The organism is Paenibacillus sp. YSY-4.3 (assembly GCF_054767475.1).
Map to the genome: position 1 here is coordinate 468,271 of NZ_BAABMC010000004.1, position 20,206 is coordinate 488,476.

Genomic DNA, 20,206 nt, shown 5'->3' on the forward strand with positions numbered 1-20,206 from the left:
GAAATGCAAGAAAGGCACTTGCCGGTGCTTTCTTGCATTTCGGTTCTGATTCTTTTGGAGTGTGATCACTTCAGGGTTCCTGATTGAGCAGCGGCAGTTTTTCCGTAGCCGGTCCTTCCAGCACTTCTCCTTTATAGTTGAATCTCGATCCGTGGCAGGGGCAGTCCCAAGAGCGCTCAGCCTCGTTCCATTCCACCTCGCAGCCGAGATGTGTACATGTCGTATCGACGATGAATAGTCTGCCTTCCTCATCCTTGTAGCCGCCGGCCCGCTTGCCGTGATACCGTACAGCTCCGCCTTCATCGGCTGCTAATTCTTCCGCTTTGCGTTGGATCAGTTCTACCTTGCCGGACACCCATTCCTTGGCTACATCCGCGTTCTGTACGGTAAAGTTCTTAATTCCCGGATTTGCCTTGAATCGGGAAGGCTTGTACAGGTCCGTATACTTGTTGCCGTGGCCCATAATGAGATCGCGGAATATCAGGGCGGCTACAGTCCCGGTTGTCATTCCCCATTTCGCAAAGCCGGTAGCCACCAGAACATGATCCTCGTCCGCAGTGATAGCTCCGATGTAAGGGACTTCGTCCAGTGTGATCAGGTCCTGAGTCGACCAACGATAAGGGATGCGTTTGGCTCCGAACAGCTTGCCGCCGAATTCCTCCAGCTCTTCATAATGCTTGAACGTGCATTCGCCTTTTCCCGTCTTATGCGATTCTCCGCCGACCAAAATAACCTGCTCGCCGTTTAGCAGGGCCGATCTCAAGGAACGCTTAGGTTCGCCGCAGTTAATGTACATACCCTGCTCCAGCGGAATTTCCGGTTCTATGGCAACTACGTAAGATCGTTCCGCATGCAATCTCGTAAAGTAGAACCCGCCCCCATCATAGAACGGAAAGTGCGAGGCAGAGACCGCATACTGGCAGGTGATCTTATAACCGTCCCCGGTAGTGAGCTGCCGTCGCCCATCCCCGGTGTTTTTGGCCGCATCCTCCAGGGTCGTATTCTCGTACAGAGTTCCGCCATTTGAAGTCACATATTCGACCAGGGTGCGCAGGTACTGGAGCGGGTGGAACTGGGCCTGGTTTTTCAGCCGGATGGCTCCATGGACTTGAATGGGGATCGGCAAAGTGTCGCACCATTCGCCCGGCAGCTTTAGCTGCTCATATGCCTCCCATTCCTTCCGCAGCTGCTCCGCCTGTTCCTCGGAGTCGGCGTATAAATAGGCGTCCTGCTGCTGCAATTGGCAGTCAATTTGATGCTCCTCCACCGTGGAGCGAATGAAAGAGAGGGCTTCCTCATTCGCTTCATAGTAGAGTCTGGCTTCTTTATCCCCGAAATGCGTTCGCAGCTTGTCGTAAATCAGGCCGTGCTGGGCCGTGATTTTGGCCGTTGTGAACCCGGTAGTCCCGTCAAGAATTGTCGCCGCGTCCACTACGGTTACCTTAAAGCCTGCTTTGCACAGCGAATAGGCGGTGGTAATTCCCGTAATTCCAGCGCCGATGACGGCGATTTCAGTCTCGATATCCTCTTCAATCCGGGGAAAAGAGGGCAGATCGACCGTGTGCCTCCACATTGACTGGGGAAACCGGGGTAATGCTCCAGAACCGTATGCTTGGTTATTCATTGGTTACCTCCTTAATAATCGCAGTCGTTTTCCATTATTACCACGTTGTTTGCGAATTAAAGCTTCTTCGCGGAAAGGGTTATTCGATACTTGAGTAGCCGTCCGCATGAAATTGAGGCTGTTAGCAAATAATGGGGATAAGTTAAGGGACAGGAGCTGCCAGCATGAAACGCAATCAGTTTATCGGTAGAAGCAGACGCCAATCTCATAGAAACCACGAGAAGAAGAAGAGCGGAAGTCACCACGAAACAGGGGGGGATATGAGCCGGGGCAAGGATGAGGCTGATTCCTTTAAGGAAGCTGATTCTCAACAGAATCAAGCGGATTCTCAAAGCCGCGATAGAACACACCAGGGTGACGCAGGTATCCAAAGCAACGACAGCACACGGAATGGTGATGCTGGGTCTGAAAGCAGCGGAAATGCCCAGCATGGTGATGCTGGGTCTCAGAGCAGCAGCAGTACGAAGCAGAATCAAACAGAGTTACAGAGTAGCGATAACCCGCAAAGTGGCGATAGTTCACAGAGTGGTGCATATTCACAGGGGGGTCGGGGTTCATCGAATAGTTCTACCCCCCAGGCGGCGGGTTCCGCACAGGGAGGTGCAGGCTCGCAAGGAGCTTCCGGCTCCCAGAACAGTGCTGGCTTCCAGAATGGCGCTAATTCGCACAGCAGTGCAATATATCAGAGCAGCGCTATTTCTCAGGACGGTGCCAATTCCCAATCCAGCGCAAACACGCAGAATGCACAGGAATCCGGCAATAAGGCCATTTCGGGAGATTTGCAGCAGACTGTACAGCGTATTCAGAAAGAAACCGGAGATAGCCCCGATATCGTCGTGCGAAAAATGAGTTTAGGCGGGGAGAAGCCTATTTCGGTTGCTGTCATTTATTTAAATGGCTTAAGCGATCAAATGATAATCAACACTTTCGTTATGGAAACCATATCCGGCCTTGGAGAGGTAGAAGCGAAGGATTCGGAAGCATTGTTGGATCAATTGCAATACAGCTTACTGTCCCTGGGAGAATCTAAAGTAGTGTCGGAGTGGAACGATGTCGTATTTGATATTTTATCCGGGGATACGGCTATATTTTTGGAGGGAAGTACTAGAGCCATAGTAGCTGGAACCCGCGGCGGGGAATGGAGATCCGTCACGGAATCTACCACGGAGCTAGTCGTTCGGGGTCCGAAAGACAGTTTTGTTGAATCGATTGCAACCAATATATCACTTATTAGGCGCAGAATCAGGAATACGGATTTATGGCTGGAGACCATGAAAGTCGGAGCCGTTACTCACACAAATGTAGCCATGATGTATATCCAGAGCCTGGCTGACCCTAAGCTTGTTCAGGAAGTCAGGGAGCGTCTGGAGAACGTCCAGCTTAACGGAGTACTGGAATCTGGTTATATCGAAGAGTTTATTCAGGATAAGACTTTTACTCCGTTCCCTACCGTATACAACACAGAGAGGCCTGACACGGCGGCTGGACATTTATTGGAAGGCCGGGTAATCATCCTTGTTGACGGGACACCGTTTGTCTTAATTTTGCCCACCGTATTCGGCCATTTCTTTCAATCGCCGGAGGATTACTCGCAGCGTTTCGATATCGTCATTCTGATGCGCGGAGTTCGTTATTTAAGTTTTATCGTGCTGCTTTTTGGACCAGCTCTATATATAGCACTGACAACGTTTCATTATGAGATGATTCCTTCGCTGCTGCTGGTTAGTCTGCTTGCGCAACGGGAAGGAGTTCCTTTCCCGGCATTTGTCGAAGCTTTGCTGATGGAGGTTACTTTTGAGCTGCTCCGTGAAGCAGGGTTGCGCATGCCAAGAGCTGTCGGGCAGACGATATCGATTGTGGGTGCGCTTATTTTAGGAACAGCTGTGGTTGAAGCGGGCCTGATAACTCCAGGAATGGTTATCGTCGTCGCCTTGACGGGAATTTCCAGCTTCGCCCCGACTGCTTACAACATTGCTGTTGCTGGACGGCTGATCCGGTTTTTATTCATGGTTTTGGCTGGTACGTTTGGATTGTACGGCATTACCTTGGGAATTCTGATGCTGGTCATCCACATGAACAGTCTTCGATCTTTTGGAGTTCCGTATCTAGCTCCAATTACACCGTTTGTTCCGAAGGATCAGAAGGACACGTTCTTCCGAATGCCGGCTTGGATATTAAGGACTCCGCCAAACAAGATCAGAGAGCAGCATCTCATTCGAGAAGGCCGGAATAAAAACTCGATAGGGTCCAATCAGCAGCAGGGCCAACAGGGCCAGCAGAGCCAGCAAGGCCAGCAGTGGCAGCAGGGCCAGCAGTGGCAGCAGGGCCAACAGGGCCAGCAAGGCCAGCAGAGCCAGCAAGGCCAACAGGGTCAGCAGTGGCAGCAGGGTCAGCAGTGGCCGCAGAGCCAGCAGGGTCAGCAGTGGCCGCAGAGCCAGCAGGGTCAGCAGTGGCCGCAGAGCCAGCAGGGCCAGCAGGGCCAGCAGGGCCAACAGGGCCAGCAGTGGCAGCAGGGCCAACAGGGCCAGCAGGGCCAACAGGGCCAGCAGGGCCAACAGGGCCAGCAGGGCCAACAGGGCCAGCAAGGCCAGCAAGGCCAGCAGGGCCAACAGGGCCAGCAGTGGCAGCAGTGGCAGCAGGGCCAACAGGGCCAACAGGGCCAGCAGAGCCAGCAGGGTCAGCAGTGGCCGCAGAGCCAGCAGGGCCAGCAGTGGCAGCAGGGCCAACAGGGCCAGCAGTGGCAGCAGAGCCAGCAGTGGCAGCAGGGTCAGCAGTGGCAGCAGGGTCAGCAGGGTCAGCAGTGGCAGCAGGGTCAGCAGTGGCAGCAGGGCCAGCAGGGCCAACAGGGCCAGCAGGGTCAGCAATGGCAGCAAGGCCAGCAGAGCCAACAAGGCCAGCAAGAGCCCCAAGGTCAACAAGGGGCTTCGGATCACGGGATATAAGGGGATGCCAGGCTGCAGCATGAACTGAACCAGCTTATACATTAATTTGTTTCAAGCAGGAGGGGTGATCCATGATAAAGAGGACTATAGCCGTCGCTTTGGCTTTCTGCTGCATTGTGTTGACGAGCGGCTGTTGGGACGCTATTGAATTGAACCGGAGGGCGGTCGTTGCCGGCATCGGCATCGATCAAGCACCGGAAGACGAGAACCAGCTGCTGGTTACCTTCCAGGTTATCATTGCCGACGAAATTTCGGGTAAAACCGGCAGAGGAGCTACTCCTACTTCTGTTTACTTTGGCAAGGGCCACACGATTAGCGAGGCGATCCGCAACGCTTCCCGCCAAGTGCCGCGCTTAACTTCAACGGCGCATACCAGGCTCATTACCATATCTGAGAGTATTGCCCGGAAAGGGATCGCGGAAATTATGGACTTTCTGGACAGGGACTCCGATATTCGGTTGACCGCTGATGTCGTTATTGCCAGAGAAGATATCACCGCCGAAGATGTGACTGCCTCGCTAACGCCCATCGGTAAAATTATGTCCTATTCTCTCTCTGAAAAAATTGAGCTTACATCGGACCAGCTAGGGGGAAATTACCCTATGGTAATAGATGACATTATGCGTGACTTGCTGACCCCTGGAGGAGGGCCTGTTATCAATGGGGTTGAAGCGTTCGGTGACGTGAAGGGGTTGGGCAAGAAGAGCAGTTTGGAAAGCGTGAAAAGTCCGTTGATCGTGGTGGGCGCCCCTGCTATTTTCAAAGGCGATAAGCTGGTGGAATGGTTATCCCCGAACGAAAGCCGCGGAATGGTCTGGATCAAGAATAAAATGAAAAAAACGTCGCTGGTCTTGGAACCCGATCAGGAAATAGGCAGCATGGGCATAGACGTCATACGCTCCAAAACCAACCTGAAAGCAAAGCTGGAGGATCCGCTTCACCCTGTTATTCAAGTCGGAGTCAAATTGCAGCTGTCCATAAGGGAGGTCGATACCTCCATTGATTTGAAAAATCCTGAGGTGCTCCACAAGATCGAAGCAAAAGCGAATGAGGCGATTGCCAAGGATCTTCGATCCGTTGTCCAAAAAGTACAATCGGCAAAAAGCGATATTTTTGGATTTGGAGAAGTTATTGAGCGCCAAAGTCCTGCGGTTTGGAAAAAGATTGAGGGACAATGGGATGATCTGTTTCCACAGCTTGAAGTTGAATATAAAGTAGATTCCGTCGTACGCAACACGCAGCTGCGTGACCGCTCCTATAAATTTAACCAACGCTAGGGAGGTATAGCGAAGTGGAAAAAATCAAAATCACTCCTCTGCAAATATTTTCGTTAATACTCTTGTTTGAGCTGGGTACGGGACTAGTCGTCAATTTGGGAATGGAAGCCCACAAGGATGAGTGGCTGGCCGTTCTGTTGGGAATGATCATCGGTATTTTGCTATATGCCGGCTATTCGATGCTGTACCTGTGGTTCCCCAATATGCTGCCTACAGAGTATGATAAACTGCTGCTTGGCAAATACCTGGGAACCTTGGTTGGAATCAGCTATATGGTATTTTTCATGTATAAAGCTTCGAGGGATTTGATGGACGGCGGGTTGCTGGTGATTGCCACGTCGCTGCGGGAAACTCCCGTTTTTATTGTTAATATGCTCATGATGATTACCGTTGCTTATACGGTGCATAAAGGGCTGGAGGTGCTCGCCCGGACGGCTCTGATCCTATTGGCGTCCATGATGTTGATCGGCGCGCTGAGCCTGCTTCTCATTGCATTCGCGCATATTGTCGATATTAATCGGCTGTTGCCTGTGCTGGGCGACGGTATAGGTCCGCTGCTGCAATCGGTGACCAGAACAAATTATCAGTTTCCATTTGCAGAGGTCGTTGCGTTCAACATGCTGCTGCCGTTCCTGAATCATCCTAAAAAGGGGGTTAAAGCCGGTTATTTAGCCCTTTTGTCTGCCGGCTTTATACTTAGTTTAGCCGTTGCGACGACAGTAGCCGTATTGGGGGTTGATCTTGCTGAGCGATCTTATTTTCCTATGTTGATTACGGTTGGGAAAGCTTCAATATCCGACTTCATTCAGCGGCCGGATATTTTTGTCGTTATGGCGTTAATTATTGGCATCTACTTCAAAATTTGCATTTACTTCTTTGCGGCGGTCATAGGGATATCGAATATTTTCAATATCCCGTACCAGAAATTAATTTACCCGCTTACTCTCATCATTTTGGCTCTGACGGCTTTTGAAACCCGTTCATATAGCGAGCATTTATTGAAAGGCGGTAAAATGCTGTATTCGGTCGATCCTATATTTTTTATTGTGCTTCCGTTAATCCTTCTAATAGCAGCTGTGATTCGCAAGCTTATTTTCCGTTCAAGATCCGGAGCTGGAACTGGAACTGGAACCGGAACCGGCGGGGGGTTCGGGACAGGAGCCGGGGACGGGACATTGGGCGGAACCGGCACTAGTACCGTTGGGACTACTTATACCGGAACTGAAGGCGGTTCCGGAGCCGGATACGAAATTCCCCGAGGCGGTTCCGGAAGCGGTGGAGGCGTTGGCGGTGGTGGAAGTTGACTTGTCGGCCGGATTTTTCTTTTTCGCATACAAAGCGCGGAACATGTCGGGAATAACGAGGAGCAGGAGCATTGCCCAAGCAGTCCATTTTTCTGCACCCGTGAAGAGGGAATGGTTCATGTTTATAAAAATGGTGTTCCATGAAAAGCCGGTTCGGACATCGACCCACATGCTAAATGCGGCGCATAATAGGGTGAACAAAATGGTGATGACATACTTTTTGACGAACATCGGTAATCCATCCTTTTGGTCAAAATTATAGTCCTATTATGTGAAAGGATGCGGCGATCCCATACAGAATTTGAATATTGCCAGGGTATTGAGCCGGGAACTGGGGCAGATCAGCTTGACGAATTATATAATCAGACTTATACTAATTCTAAAAACAAATCATAAGGAATGATTCTATATATGAAATCACTAAATTTAACGACACAGCGTAAAGCGGTTTATGATGTCGTCCGCAATGCGAATGACCATCCGACCGCGGCGGAAGTCATGAATCGCCTTGTAGAGCAGGGTTATAATTTTGCATACGGCACGGTATATAATTCGCTCAGATACTTGACCGATAAAGAGCTGATCCGTGAATTGAAGCTGGGCGAGGCCGCAAGCCGTTATGACGCCAAGCTTGACGATCACCAGCATATTCTATGCGAGGTGTGCGGAAGAGTGGATGAAGTCATGTCGAAGGTTCCGGAGGAATGGAGCACTGAGGTAGCCAAGGAGACCGGATACGACGTGCATCATGCCCATGTCGTATTTGGGGGGGTGTGCCCAGCATGCAGGCAGAAGAAATAAAGGGAAGAGTGCAGAGCGGTTCGGTTACTCCGTTCAGGCGTCCCGGGCAAGAGCTTTCATACAATGAGGAGCCATTCGGCAATGTCCATCCCCAGGCATGTTCTGTTACGCAGCGCGTCATACTCGTCAGCCCATTTCCAAGCGAAATTTATGAGCTCGTCAGAGACTTGTCGGTAGGCTGCTTCGATGTCCTTGTATTTCATCACTTAGCGCAGGGTATCGGCAACGCTCAGGCTGCTGATCTTGTCATTGTTGATCTGACGGCCTATCACGGCAGTGATGAGGCTTCGATGATCACGAAGCGGATGCTGCAGGACCTCGAAGACGTCCCTTCCCTGCTGTTGGTAAATGAAGCCATGTTGTCACAGATGGATCAGAGCTTAATGAACTTTGAGCTCCTCGTCTGGCCATCCTCGCCGAACGAGATACTGTACCATGTTCAGCGAATTATTCGCACAAGCAATCATCGGCCAGTTGTTCCCGGACCTTTATCAACTGCAGGCACGGCAGCGTATAAAGATCTTTGGATCGACCGCAAGAAGATGCAGGTATATCGAGCCGACGCGGCGATCGAGTTGACCAAGACGGAATACGAGCTGCTGGTTAAATTGCTGGATCATGAAGGGAGCGTCCTGTCCCGGGAAGAGCTGCTCGCCGACGTGTGGGAAACCTCCTTCATGGGCGGAAGCAATGTGGTGGATGTACACATCAAGAGCCTGCGCAAGAAGCTTGGTGATAGCGCCGCGAGTCCGACTTATATCGCGACTGTCCGCGGGGTAGGATACCGTTTGGCCGACTAAATATTTCAAACCGTTCGCCCTATGGGCTGAGCGGTTTTTTTGCGTCGTTTTAAAAGGAGAATATGCGATTTATGTCGAATATAACAACATAAAAGTTACATATAAAGTGGGTCAATCTTGAGTCAAACTTTAAAGGAAAGGAACTGAATTAAATGAAAAAGCGCGTAACGTTTTCATTGTTTATGGCTAGTGTGTTGATTGCCGTCGTTCCTGTCGTGTTGATGCTGCTGCTGGATGATTCTATGGAATGGATCGTAGTGGTAATATCTATTGTGTTTGCTTTGTTGGTATCTGCGTTATTAATTCGCAGTATAACGGGTCCGCTTCAGCGCTTAAGTGAATCTATTCAGAAGATTAGCGGAGGCGATTTGTCGGAGCGGGTCAGCGAAGCCGATCGTAACGATGAAATCGGCATCGTGGCGAAACGGCTTCAGGAGGCGGTCGATAACTGGAATGTCATGTTGGCAGAGATGCAGCAGGCGTCGAACCAGGTTAATTTATCGGCGAATCAGTTGTCGTCCAGTGCAGACCAGACGACTAGAGCGATTGAGCATGTAACCCAGGCCATACAGGAGGTGGCCTCCGGCAGCGAACGCCAAGCGGATAATATGACTCGCGGCGTGGAGGGAATCGGGGATATTTCGCGGCAGGCAGCGGCGATTTCGAGCCATATTCAAGACGTAACCGAGACGATGGAGCAGACGACAGCCGTGGCAGAGGAAGGAAATACTTCTGTTATCAGCGTCGTTGAGAAAATCGAACATATTCACCAAACGGTCGATGAGCTTGGCACAGTCATTCAAACCTTGAGCGAGCATACCGAGAATATAGGTGGAATTGTCGGTGTTATTACAGGGATCGCTCAGCAGACCAATTTGCTTGCCTTGAACGCATCGATCGAAGCAGCAAGAGCTGGGGAGGAAGGCCGCGGGTTTGCCGTCGTTGCTTCCGAAGTCCGGAAGCTTGCCGAAGGCTCTGAGAGCTACGCCCATCAGATTGAAGAGCTTATTGGCGGCGTCCAGTTGGAAGTTCAGCGGGCGCTCGAATCGATGGAGCGTGCGAAGAAGGGCGTTGAGGAAGGAATAATTGCCGTCGATGTCTCCGGCCGGAGCTTCTCGCGGATCCGCAGGGCCGTCAGGGGCGCGGCTGCCAAAATCGAAGAGGTCTCCGGCTCAGCACGGGAATTGACGCTGGGAGCCGGGAAAGTGTCGGAGACGATATCTGAAATCCGCAACATTACGGAGGAAGGGGCGGAGAATGTCGGGACGATTTCCGCCGCCGCCGAGGAGCAGCTTGCTTCAATTCAGGAAATTGCATCCTCCACGACCCAGTTGTCCTCGATCGCTGGACGGCTGGAAGAAATGTCGGGCAAGTTTAAATTGCGGAAATCCTAAAGGCACAAAGCATAGGCAATGCTTTGGAATGCTGCCTCGCAAGTCGGCTAAATGACGGCGGGGCGGCATTTTTTGCGTTCAAGGTTCTTTTTCTTCTTGGCATTTCTGATTCTTAAGTTGGATGTATAATTGCTCCAATCGGAATTCATTCTAACGAGAAAGATGCAATAGAACGATTTACTTAACCCCCGGTGTCGTTTAAGCTTATGATAAACGAAGCTGCTGGTAAAGATAGCTGAATACGGGGGTAGAGATGTGGCTAGAAGGTTAGAAGGCAAGCGAATTGCGTTGACCGGACCTCGCCGTGCGGAGGAGCTGGGAAAGCTGATCGAGAACATGGGCGGAATTCCGCTGTACCGCCCGGCGCAGGGAACCGTGTTTTTAGATGACGAGAAGCTGCGCGAAGGGATTCGGACGTGGGTGAACTATCCGCCGGACTGGTCGGTTTTCACAACGGGAATCGGCCTTAATGCTCTGTTCGAGATGGCCGAGGAGATGGGGCTGCTGGATGCATTGCTGGACAATCTCTCTAAATCGCATATTGCCGCACGTGGATATAAGACGGTAAATGTTCTGAAGAAACACCAGTTGACGCCTCATGTCCGTGACGACGACGGCAGTACGGATGGACTGATCCGTGAACTGGCCGCATATGATTTGAAGGATGCTACGGTATTGCTGCAGTTATACGGCGATCCGGCACCGAAGCTGGTGGCATGGTTTGAGCAGCAGGGGGCGGTCTGTAAGGAAGTATTGCCTTACCGCCATACTGCGCCGCCGGAGGTGGACTTAAACCGTTTATTGCTCGATATTGTGGAAGGACATGTCGATGCCGTATCCTTTACAAGCAGTCCACAGGTAAGGTTCCTGCTTGAATATGCGGAGAAGCAAGGACGTTTCTACGAGCTTATCTCTGCGCTGCGCGGGCCGGTGATCGCCGTTGCCGTTGGCAAAGTGACTGCCCAGGGACTATATGAAGCTGGGGTTCCTCGCGTAGTCGCTCCAAAGGAAGAACGAATGGGAAGCATGATTGTTGAGCTGGCGCGTTATTTTGCCGGTGAGAGCGATCCCCTGCTTGCTAGCGAATAAGCCCTGCCCTGCTCGGGATGGGGACTTTACGGACAGGAGGAGCAATTCATGAACAAGAAGAGAGCGCTGCTGATCGGAGATTATACTCATCCTAAATTTTATCCCCTGCAAGGGGTTGACCGGGAAATTACCCATATTTTGAATGATAGCTTCTCGGTACAATGTACAGAGAACAACCATATGCTTGAGGAAAGCAACCTACAGTCGTTCGATCTGTGCATTTCCTATCACGACAGCTGGAGGGAGAAGCTGTCCTCCAAACAGACGTCAGGTCTTCTGTCCTGCATCAGCGGGGGACGGGGGCTGTTAATTCTTCATAACGGCATTGTCTTACAAAAGAAATACGAGATTGCGCAGCTCATTGGCGCCAGAAATGTATCGCACCCATCCTTGCAGAAATTGCAAATGCGCGTGACAGCACCGGAGCATGACATCATGCTTGACATTTCGCCCTTTGAAATCGAGGACGAGCCATACCGATTCGAGTTCGATCCGTTTTGCGAAACGACGATTTTGCTGGAGTACGAGATGGATGGGGAATGGCATCCGGCGGCATGGGCGCATAGCTATGGGCTTGGCCGCGTAGTCTATCTTCTTCCAGGCCGCGATCAGGCCGCGTTCCAGCACCCGGAATATCGCAAGCTGGTGCTGCAGGCTGCGAAGTGGGCGGCAAGGTCGCCGGGGTAAGTGGATTTGAGGCGCGTGAGCTTGCACGTGCTGCAGGACGTAACCAAAACAAGCTTCTACAAAAGGCCGGAACGCTGATTGGATGCGGGTCCGGTCTTCGCTTCCTTATATCGCAAGAAAAACTACCGCTAAAACGCGGTCTGTTTTCTTAGAAGGACTATTACACAACGAGGTGGATATATTTGACGACTTTTGATCAATGGGGCATTTCGCCTGAGCTTATTCGAACATTACAAAGTTATGGCATCAGCACACCGACGCCTGTACAGGAAGAAGCTATACCCGTGCTGCTGGCAGGGGAGGATGCGATCGTCCAGGCGCAGACGGGAACGGGAAAGACGCTAGCTTTTCTACTGCCGATTATGGACAAGCTGAGAGCGGATCGCCCTGACGCGCAAGCGCTGATTATTACGCCGACTCGGGAGTTGGCTATCCAAATTACGGCAGAGGCTCGCAAGCTGGCTGCTGCTCGTGAGGGGATATCGATTCTCGCTGCATATGGCGGACAAGATGTGGAGCGGCAGCTTCGCAAGTTGCAGAATGGCACGCAGCTGGTTATCGGTACACCGGGTCGATTGCTGGATCATTTACGCCGCGGCTCGCTGACGCTGGGTGCTGTACGCATGCTTGTGCTCGACGAAGCGGATCAGATGCTGCATATGGGCTTCCTGGCCGAGGTAGAGGCGATTATTCGCATGGTTCCAAAGAGCCGCCAGACGATGCTGTTCTCCGCGACGATGCCGGATAATGTAAAACGGCTTGCCCGGTCATATATGGAGCGGCCGCGGGATATCCGGATTGCGGAGACCTCTCGCGTCACGCTGGATAGTATTCGGCAAATTCTAGTGGAATGCACGGATCGAGGCAAACAGGGAGCACTGATCGAGCTCATTCGCACCCATCGCCCTTATCTGGCGGTGATCTTCTGTCGGACGAAGCGGCGAGCCAGCAAGCTGAACGAAGCTTTACAGGAGGCCGGTTTTGCCTCTGACGAGCTCCACGGCGATTTATCTCAATCCAAACGGGAGCAGGTGATGCGCGCATTCCGCGAGGCGAAGCTGGAACTGCTTGTCGCCACCGATGTAGCGGCCAGAGGGATCGATGTCGAGGGTGTAACCCATGTGTTTAACTATGATATTCCCCAGGATGTGGACAGCTACATCCACCGGATCGGCCGCACGGGCCGGGCCGGCGGGAAAGGGGTTGCGATAACCTTTGCTTCACCGAGAGATATCGATGCGCTGCGTCATATTGAGCGGGGCATTTCGATGAAGCTGGAGCGGAGCCGCCAGGAGAAAAGCGATGCCGCAGCCTCTATGAGCCGGGATACAGCAGGCAAACGGGAATCCAGGGACTCCGCCGGGAGAGGGAGAAGGCCTGAGGGCAGGAAGCAGGCAGGAGGAAGAGCAGGCGAAGGGCGCCGCGGCCAAGGCAGCGGGAAAGGCAGCCGTGAACGTCAAGCGTCCCAGTCCGGTCAGGCTAGGGGCGGCAAGCCATCCAACTCGAGAAACGGACAGGCCTCTCGCAACGACGGCGGCGGCCGGCGCGGCAGGTCAGAACGTGGAGGGCGCCGGGGGCGTTAAATGCAGACGGATTGAAGTTAAAACGCAACATAATGCGGGTAAAATACGTTTTAAAGAGTAGAAACAATGCCTCATCCTCTAGGGAAGAGGCTAGGGGGAGAGAGCGAAGTGAATAACCGAAAGATAACGGCGATCTTGTTGATTTGTATTCTGGCGGCTGTCGCCATAACGGCTTGTGGCAAGGAGAATTCACCGAAGCCGAATAATTCGGCTTCGGTGTCCGAACCGGGAGCTAACCCGTCGAATAGCGGGAACGAAGGAGATTCTGCAGGAGAAAGCTCCGGTCAGGACGCCGGACCAGATGCGGAGCAGGCGCCTGCGGCTAAAGATCCGCAGAAAGGTTCTTCAGCGGTCGACAAGGCCGCTGCCGCCGATCCCCACAGTATTGCCGTGCTTGTGAATAAGGAACTGGCTCTGCCTGAGGATTATAAGCCTTCCGATTTGGTCTATCCAGATGTGCGGTTTACGTTTAAGGAGAAGATTGAGAAGCGAATGATGCGCAGTGAAGCTGCAAAGGCACTGGAGGAGATGTTCGCTGGAGCGGAGCGGGACGGCATTTATTTGGCCGGCGTATCGGCTTATCGGTCCCACAGTACGCAAAAGTCTTTATTCAACCGCTATGTAGCAAGGGACGGGGAAGAGAAAGCCAAGACGTACAGTGCGGTTCCAGGCCATAGCGAGCATGAGACCGGGCTTGCGATCGATGTCTCGGGAAGCGATGGGAAATGCGCTGCGGAGGACTGCTTTGGAGGAACGAAGGAGGCTGAGTGGCTTGCTCAGCATTCCGCGGAATACGGTTTTATCATTCGTTATCCCGAAGGGAAAGAAGCTATCACAGGCTACAAGTATGAGCCTTGGCATCTACGCTATGTGGGCAAGGAAATCGCAGTGGATATTTTTGAACGGGACATTACTTTGGAACAATATTATGATACTGTTCCGGTATCTGGAACTCCTTAAAGTTACGCTTTTGGCGTCCGGAATTAATTATGATTCATCTTGCTGCCGACCGGGTTATGTAGTTACGAACTCCAACTAAACTTTAAGGAGGCGTATGGACATGTCCGAACATAATCATGTAGTCAACAAAGAAGGCGAGATGGCGCTGAATAAAGTGGATGATGCGATTAAGCGTATGGATGGGGAGCGGAAGGAAGATATCCTCGAGAATTTCGATGCCTTTAAACGTTATTTGGGCGGGCGGATCGAGGTGGCTCAAGGCATAGGGCTTAGTGAAGAGACGATGGCGAAGGCGGCGGAGAAGATCGGCGATTACCTGGCGGCTAACGAGGAGCCGCGCAACCGGGAAGAGAAGCTGCTGCAAGAGCTGTGGAAAGCCGGGGAGCAGGAGCATCGCCATGCTTTAGCCCATATCCTGGTGAGGCTTGCTAAAACGACGCAATAAGATCAATTGATCTTTGCTGAAGGTGGTTTCCTTATGGAAATCACCTTTTTCTATTGACAACTGATAATGATTATCAGTATCTTTAGAACAGAGGATTTTTTGTTAGATATTGGTCGCGTTGTGTTCATATATAATCAATATGTCGTATGCGGAAAGGGAGATCGTTATGATCGGATTGAATACATCCCACTTAAATATAGCTTATGGAGACCGTCTCATTGTAGAAGACTTGAATATTAGCATTCCTAAAGGGAAAATAACCGCCCTTGTCGGATCGAACGGCTCAGGGAAATCGACGGTACTGAAAACGATGGCTCGCATCTTGCAGCCTAAATCTGGAACGGTGCTGTTGAACGGAAAATCCATTCATAAGCAGTCGACTCGTGAAGTGGCTAAGCAACTGGCCATTCTGCCCCAGAATCCGACTGCGCCTGACGGGCTTACGGTATACGAGCTTGTATCGTACGGACGCTTTCCGCATCAGAAAGGGTTCGGAAGTCTGAAGTCCGAGGACCGGAAAATTGTCGATTGGGCGATCAACGCCACCGGAATGAATGAGTTTGCGGATCGGGCGCTTGAGCAGCTGTCCGGAGGACAGCGGCAGCGGGCCTGGATCGCCATGGCGCTGGCACAGGAGACGGACATTTTATTTTTGGATGAACCGACGACCTTCCTGGATATGGCGCACCAGCTGGAGGTGCTGCAGCTGCTGGAGCAGTTGAACGCGGAATCCAGCCGCACCATCGTCATGGTCGTGCATGACTTGAACCATGCCGCAAGGTATGCCCACCATATGATCGCTATCAAGAAAGGGCAAGCCATCGCGGAGGGAGCGCCGACCGAAGTGGTCACCTCTTCCGTCCTGCGCGAAGTATTCGGCATTGAGGCAGATATTGTGACGGATCCGCGGAGCGGAGTACCGCTGTGCCTTCCGTATGAGCTGTATCGCGTAGCGGAGAGCAAAGGACAGCTTCCGAAGAACAGCGTGCTTACAGGTGCCGGCGACAAGGTGGCTGCACTTCGTTAAGCCGCCGGGGCGTTCAGGAGGCTTATAGTGAAGCAGGAGGATCATATGGAGCGGTTGGCTATCGATTATCAATTATTAGAGCAGCAATGTCATGTAGTTCGTGAATGCCGAGAGCAGGCCATTTATACGGTCGAGGGAAAAGATCTCCTGGATCGGCAGCGGGTTGAGCAGTTTCTGACCTTGTACCAATCTGAGATCAAAGGGCTTGATATCCAGGTTGCGGCGACGTATTTCGCGGCAACCTGGCGGGTCCTTTGTACAGCGCTGCATTATATGGCGTCGTTGACGAGCTCGCAGTTAAGTTTCCGATTGGACAATTTGACGCTGCAGATCGTTCGGGTTCAGCAATTTCCAACGGTCTTCTTCGTGCTGCGGGACGATGCGGAGTCAACTTGGCCGGAAGGCGAGGTTAGCGGCTGGCAGGAGCAGTGGTTGGGAAGCTTCTACCAGGAGACCTTGCGGCCGGTGATGGAATCGGTAGCCGATGTGTCAAAGCTGCCGGTTACGCAGCTCTGGGGGCAGCTGCCTCTGGGAGTTGCTTATTATATCAAGCAATTAGCGAATAGGCTGGAGACTGCGGAGCACCGTGAGCAGCTGTGGGCGGATCATGAATCCGTCAAGGAAATGTCCGCGGAGTGGTTTGGCATTAAGCGCAATCCGTTTGCGGTCAAGGAAATCCTGGTGGATAATCCTTATTCGCCTGGCGAGAAGATGTCCTTGAAGCCGACCTGCTGCCTGGCTTATCGCACGAAGCCCGGTTTAAGCTACTGCTACACTTGCCCCAAGCTGACCAAACAGCAAAGGGAAGAGAAGCGGATCCAAGTGATGCAGAGGCAAATGGAGTCCAGCAAGAAATAAGCCGCCTTGGTTAAGGCGGCTTTTGTAAATGGTTAGGCGATAACTGCGATTACTTTAGCGATTGCAAAGCTTGAACGAGCGGAGTCTCTCCTGCAATCAAATTAAAGGCGGCATGCTCCGTCTCAGGCAGCTTTAAGGCAAGAACTGCCGCCTCGGCCACATCATTTCGAGAAATGAATCCCGAGTGGGTAAACCCATCTCGGATCGATACTTTGCCTAGAGGCAAATCATCGGTCAGCCCCCCCGGACGTATAATCGTATGGCATAACGTGCTTTCCTCCAGTACTTTTTCGGCCCGGCGTTTAGCTAATAAATACGGCTTCAAAATTTTCGGCATGCGTTCCGGCTCCAGCGTTCCCATCGAGCTGATTAGAATGAAACGCTTAACGCCCAGCAAGGCGGACTGTTCGATCAATCGAACGGTTCCAAGATGGTCAATTTCCTCCGGATCGCCCTTATCTCCTGCGCCGACCGCGCAAATGACGGCGTCCGCCCCATCGATTCCTTCCGAGAAAACGTTCCTCAAATCACCGATGTACGGCTGTGCCCCCCACTCTTGCAAATTATCCCGCTGCGATTCATTGCGAACCAGCCCCCTGACTTCATAATGTTCTCTTCGAAGCGCTCTAATGATGTGACGACCTGTTCTTCCGTGCGCTCCCGCAACAAAGACGGTATACATGGGCAGCCCTCCGGTATCTAGATGATATTGGCAATGTCCCCAGTTTACAGGGATATTTATCATTACCCTAAAAAAATATTCATAACCCCTTGCATTGTGAAAAAGATCACACTATAATAAGAGTTATAAGGTGAATGTTTTCACAATATTTCATTTTCATAAGTGATATATTTCACAATAAGTATCCCGATATTTGAACAATATATAACATCGGGCCATTATAAGGAGGAAGAAATCATGAAGGTAGCAGTTATTGGATGTACGCATGCAGGGACGGCAGCCATTGTAAATACAGCAAAATTATATCCGGAAGCGGAGATTACCGTATATGAGCGCAATGACAACATCTCATTCCTGTCGTGCGGTATAGCTTTATATGTCGGCGGCGTGGTAAAGGATCCTCAGGGATTGTTCTATTCATCGCCTGAGCAGCTTGCGGAGCTTGGTGTAAAGACAAAAATGCTCCACGAAGTGACCGCCGTGGACACGGACCGGAAACAGTTGACGGCACGGAATTTGCAGACTGGGGAGGAATTTACAGATCACTTCGACAAGCTGATCGTAACGACGGGATCGTGGCCTGTCGTGCCCCGATTCCCAGGAATCGAGCTGGACAACATTATTCTATCCAAAAATTTCAATCATTCCAATTTGATCATTGAGAAAGGGAAGGAAGCGCAAAATATCGTCGTCGTTGGCGCAGGATACATCGGCATTGAACTGGTCGAAGCCTTTCAAATGAACGGCAAGAACGTGACGCTGATTGACGCGGAAGAGCGAATCTTGAGCAAATATCTTGATGCGGAATACACAGACATCATCGAGGATGCTTTGCGTGAACGCGGAATTGCTCTGGCGCTTGGGGAGAAGGTCGTGCGGTTTGAAGGTGAAGAGGGCAAAGTGAATGTCGTTATTACTGATCATGGCCGGTACGCCGCAGATGTCGTCATTCTCTGCATTGGCTTCAAGCCGAATACGGAGCTTCTGAAGGGCCAGGTCGATATGCTGGATAACGGGGCGATCATCGTCGACGAGTACATGCAGACGAGCAAACGGGATGTGTTCGCGGCAGGCGACAGCTGCGCCGTATACTATAATCCGCTTAAGAGACATGCTTATATTCCGCTTGCCACCAATGCCGTTCGCATGGGGACATTAGCCGCACGGAACCTGGTATCGCCTACGGTGAAATACTTAGGTACTCAAGGGACCTCGGGCATCAAGATTTACGAGAACAACATTGCGGCAACCGGGCTGACGGAATCGGCAGCCAAAGAGGCCGGGCTTGAGGCGGACTCGGTTCTTGTGACCGACAGCTATCGGCCGGAATTTATGCCGACCCATGAAAATGTTACGCTGAAGCTCGTATACGAGCAAGGAACAAGACGCATTCTCGGCGCGCAAATCATGTCCAAGGTGGATTTGACGCAATCGATCAATACGATATCCGTCTGTATCCAGAACGATATGAAAATGGAGGAACTCGCATTCGTCGATTTCTTCTTCCAGCCGCATTTTAATAAGCCTTGGAATTTCTTGAATAGTGCCGGATTGCAGGTGCTCCCTGAAGTGCCAGCACAGGAAATCATTCACGTGTAATCGTTGATCAAACATCTTTGTCAAGGATACAGCCACTGCCGGGAGAGGTGATCCCCTGTGCGGTGGCTTCTTTCATATCCAAGGTGACTTATGTTACATTGCCGGCGCGCCAAGGCACGATACAATGAGGATAAAATTAGAGATAAAATATTGCTCAGACCAAGAGGAGATGATAACCATGGCTTATTACAAACCGCCGCAAATTGCGGAAATAACCGTGGATACGGGAGTCCAGAAGGCGCGCAATCCGCTGCTGACTGTGATGATATTAGGTTTTCTCGGCGGTGCTTTTATCGCGCTCGGATTTTTACTCGATATACGGGTGATCAGCAACGCGCCGGAGGAATGGGGAAGCATCGTCAATTTCATCGGTGCCGCCGTGTTTCCGATCGGCTTGATTCTCGTTCTGCTCGCTGGCGGCGAGCTGTTGACGGGCAACATGATGGCCGTGCCGCTCGCGCGGATGGCTAAACGCATCACGACGCTGGAAATGCTGAAGAATATCGTGCTGATTACGATTGCCAATTTCCTGGGCGCGGTCTTTGTAGCATATTTCTTCGGGCATGTCGTCGGGCTGACGGCCAGTGGTCCTTATCTTGATAAATTGATTGCTATGGCCGGGCATAAACTGGATGACAGCTTCCTGCAGGCCTTTGTATCCGGGATCGGCTGCAACTGGCTCGTTGCTCTTGCCGTGTGGCTCTCCTATGGCGCTGATAATATTAGCGGCAAAATCCTCGGCATTTGGTTCCCGACAATGGCCTTTGTTGCCATCGGCTTTCAGCACGTTGTTGCGAACATGTTCCTTATCCCCGCGGCGATATTTGAGGGTTATTTCTCGTGGGGAGATTTTATTAGAAATTTCGTGCCCGTCTGGCTAGGCAATTTGACCGGAGGCGCCCTGTTTGTCGCAGGGGCTTATTGGACGGCTTATTTGAAAGACAGAAAGACTATAGCTGTGCAGAAGTCCGAGCTTGCATCCGTTCCCGTAAGCAAGCACGCATAATTTAATAACCTAAGAAGCGAATCAGCCTGTTGATTATTCATCAACAGGCTGATTTTTTTTAGGCATTAAAACTGAAAACCGTTGTAGTCAAATAATTTCATGATCAGTCAAATCTGTTGCTATGAGAT

General features: G+C 51.5%; 17 protein-coding genes. 15 read left to right on the plus strand and 2 right to left on the minus strand.

What is annotated here, in order from left to right; all coding sequences use genetic code 11:
• Positions 1–70: 70 nt before the first annotated feature.
• Positions 71–1,624 (minus strand): FAD-dependent oxidoreductase, encoded by a 1,554-nt coding sequence (locus tag ACYUJT_RS16485; RefSeq protein ID WP_460324117.1) that lies wholly within the window; start codon positions 1,622–1,624, stop codon positions 71–73.
• Positions 1,625–1,788: 164 nt separating this feature from the next.
• Here ACYUJT_RS16485 and ACYUJT_RS16490 point away from each other — a divergent pair, with 164 nt between their 5' ends.
• From ACYUJT_RS16490 to ACYUJT_RS16550, 13 genes are all read left to right on the plus strand, one after another.
• A complete protein-coding gene (locus tag ACYUJT_RS16490; protein ID WP_460324119.1) occupies positions 1,789–4,566 on the plus strand; it encodes a spore germination protein in 2,778 nt (925 codons plus the stop codon).
• A gap of 71 nt (positions 4,567–4,637) precedes the next feature.
• Entirely contained in the window at positions 4,638–5,843 is a 1,206-nt protein-coding gene (locus tag ACYUJT_RS16495) for a Ger(x)C family spore germination protein (RefSeq protein WP_460324121.1), read from the plus strand.
• 14 nt (positions 5,844–5,857) lie between these two features.
• The gene (locus ACYUJT_RS16500) at positions 5,858–7,147 is read left to right on the plus strand and encodes a GerAB/ArcD/ProY family transporter (RefSeq protein WP_460324123.1); all 1,290 of its coding nucleotides are present in this window, start codon (positions 5,858–5,860) and stop codon (positions 7,145–7,147) included.
• Between the two features lie 411 nt (positions 7,148–7,558).
• On the plus strand, positions 7,559–7,948 hold the full coding sequence (locus tag ACYUJT_RS16505; protein WP_460324125.1) for a Fur family transcriptional regulator: 390 nt from the start codon (positions 7,559–7,561) through the stop codon (positions 7,946–7,948).
• Positions 7,930–8,748 carry a winged helix-turn-helix transcriptional regulator gene (locus ACYUJT_RS16510; protein WP_460324127.1) on the plus strand — a complete coding sequence of 273 codons (819 nt, stop codon included), beginning with the start codon at positions 7,930–7,932 and terminating at the stop codon, positions 8,746–8,748. Before ACYUJT_RS16505 ends, ACYUJT_RS16510 begins: the two co-directional genes overlap by 19 nt.
• 152 nt (positions 8,749–8,900) lie before the next feature.
• Positions 8,901–10,142 (plus strand): methyl-accepting chemotaxis protein, encoded by a 1,242-nt coding sequence (locus ACYUJT_RS16515; RefSeq protein ID WP_460324129.1) that lies wholly within the window; start codon positions 8,901–8,903, stop codon positions 10,140–10,142.
• Between the two features lie 255 nt (positions 10,143–10,397).
• Positions 10,398–11,231, plus strand: a complete 834-nt coding sequence (locus ACYUJT_RS16520; RefSeq protein ID WP_460324131.1) for a uroporphyrinogen-III synthase — start codon at positions 10,398–10,400, stop codon at positions 11,229–11,231.
• Between the two features lie 48 nt (positions 11,232–11,279).
• Entirely contained in the window at positions 11,280–11,918 is a 639-nt protein-coding gene (locus ACYUJT_RS16525; protein WP_460324133.1) for a ThuA domain-containing protein, read from the plus strand.
• Between the two features lie 182 nt (positions 11,919–12,100).
• On the plus strand, positions 12,101–13,501 hold the full coding sequence (locus tag ACYUJT_RS16530) for a DEAD/DEAH box helicase (RefSeq protein WP_460324135.1): 1,401 nt from the start codon (positions 12,101–12,103) through the stop codon (positions 13,499–13,501).
• 108 nt (positions 13,502–13,609) lie between these two features.
• Positions 13,610–14,461, plus strand: coding sequence for a M15 family metallopeptidase (locus tag ACYUJT_RS16535; protein ID WP_460324136.1), 852 nt, complete (start codon positions 13,610–13,612; stop codon positions 14,459–14,461).
• A 100-nt stretch (positions 14,462–14,561) separates the two neighbouring features.
• Positions 14,562–14,906 (plus strand): DUF3243 domain-containing protein, encoded by a 345-nt coding sequence (locus ACYUJT_RS16540; protein WP_460324138.1) that lies wholly within the window; start codon positions 14,562–14,564, stop codon positions 14,904–14,906.
• Between the two features lie 166 nt (positions 14,907–15,072).
• Positions 15,073–15,933 carry an ABC transporter ATP-binding protein gene (locus tag ACYUJT_RS16545; RefSeq protein WP_460324140.1) on the plus strand — a complete coding sequence of 287 codons (861 nt, stop codon included), beginning with the start codon at positions 15,073–15,075 and terminating at the stop codon, positions 15,931–15,933.
• Between the two features lie 27 nt (positions 15,934–15,960).
• Positions 15,961–16,791 (plus strand): hypothetical protein, encoded by an 831-nt coding sequence (locus ACYUJT_RS16550; RefSeq protein WP_460324142.1) that lies wholly within the window; start codon positions 15,961–15,963, stop codon positions 16,789–16,791.
• Positions 16,792–16,840: 49 nt separating this feature from the next.
• Here ACYUJT_RS16550 and ACYUJT_RS16555 read toward each other — a convergent pair whose 3' ends face one another.
• Positions 16,841–17,473 (minus strand): SDR family oxidoreductase, encoded by a 633-nt coding sequence (locus ACYUJT_RS16555; RefSeq protein ID WP_460324144.1) that lies wholly within the window; start codon positions 17,471–17,473, stop codon positions 16,841–16,843.
• Between the two features lie 237 nt (positions 17,474–17,710).
• Here ACYUJT_RS16555 and ACYUJT_RS16560 point away from each other — a divergent pair, with 237 nt between their 5' ends.
• Positions 17,711–19,072: an FAD-dependent oxidoreductase gene (locus tag ACYUJT_RS16560; protein ID WP_460324146.1), complete on the plus strand. Its 1,362-nt coding sequence runs from the start codon at positions 17,711–17,713 to the stop codon at positions 19,070–19,072.
• 178 nt (positions 19,073–19,250) lie between these two features.
• Positions 19,251–20,078 (plus strand): formate/nitrite transporter family protein, encoded by an 828-nt coding sequence (locus ACYUJT_RS16565; protein ID WP_460324148.1) that lies wholly within the window; start codon positions 19,251–19,253, stop codon positions 20,076–20,078.
• The last annotated feature ends 128 nt before the right edge of the window (positions 20,079–20,206 follow it).

Coding starts and splice junctions, on each gene's coding strand:
- ACYUJT_RS16485 (WP_460324117.1), bottom strand. CDS start 1,624: ATGAATAACCAAGCATACGGTTCTGGAGCATTACCCCGGTTTCCCCAG.
- ACYUJT_RS16490 (WP_460324119.1), top strand. CDS start 1,789: ATGAAACGCAATCAGTTTATCGGTAGAAGCAGACGCCAATCTCATAGA.
- ACYUJT_RS16495 (WP_460324121.1), top strand. CDS start 4,638: ATGATAAAGAGGACTATAGCCGTCGCTTTGGCTTTCTGCTGCATTGTG.
- ACYUJT_RS16505 (WP_460324125.1), top strand. CDS start 7,559: ATGAAATCACTAAATTTAACGACACAGCGTAAAGCGGTTTATGATGTC.
- ACYUJT_RS16510 (WP_460324127.1), top strand. CDS start 7,930: ATGCAGGCAGAAGAAATAAAGGGAAGAGTGCAGAGCGGTTCGGTTACT.
- ACYUJT_RS16515 (WP_460324129.1), top strand. CDS start 8,901: ATGAAAAAGCGCGTAACGTTTTCATTGTTTATGGCTAGTGTGTTGATT.
- ACYUJT_RS16525 (WP_460324133.1), top strand. CDS start 11,280: ATGAACAAGAAGAGAGCGCTGCTGATCGGAGATTATACTCATCCTAAA.
- ACYUJT_RS16540 (WP_460324138.1), top strand. CDS start 14,562: ATGTCCGAACATAATCATGTAGTCAACAAAGAAGGCGAGATGGCGCTG.
- ACYUJT_RS16545 (WP_460324140.1), top strand. CDS start 15,073: ATGATCGGATTGAATACATCCCACTTAAATATAGCTTATGGAGACCGT.
- ACYUJT_RS16555 (WP_460324144.1), bottom strand. CDS start 17,473: ATGTATACCGTCTTTGTTGCGGGAGCGCACGGAAGAACAGGTCGTCAC.
- ACYUJT_RS16560 (WP_460324146.1), top strand. CDS start 17,711: ATGAAGGTAGCAGTTATTGGATGTACGCATGCAGGGACGGCAGCCATT.
- ACYUJT_RS16565 (WP_460324148.1), top strand. CDS start 19,251: ATGGCTTATTACAAACCGCCGCAAATTGCGGAAATAACCGTGGATACG.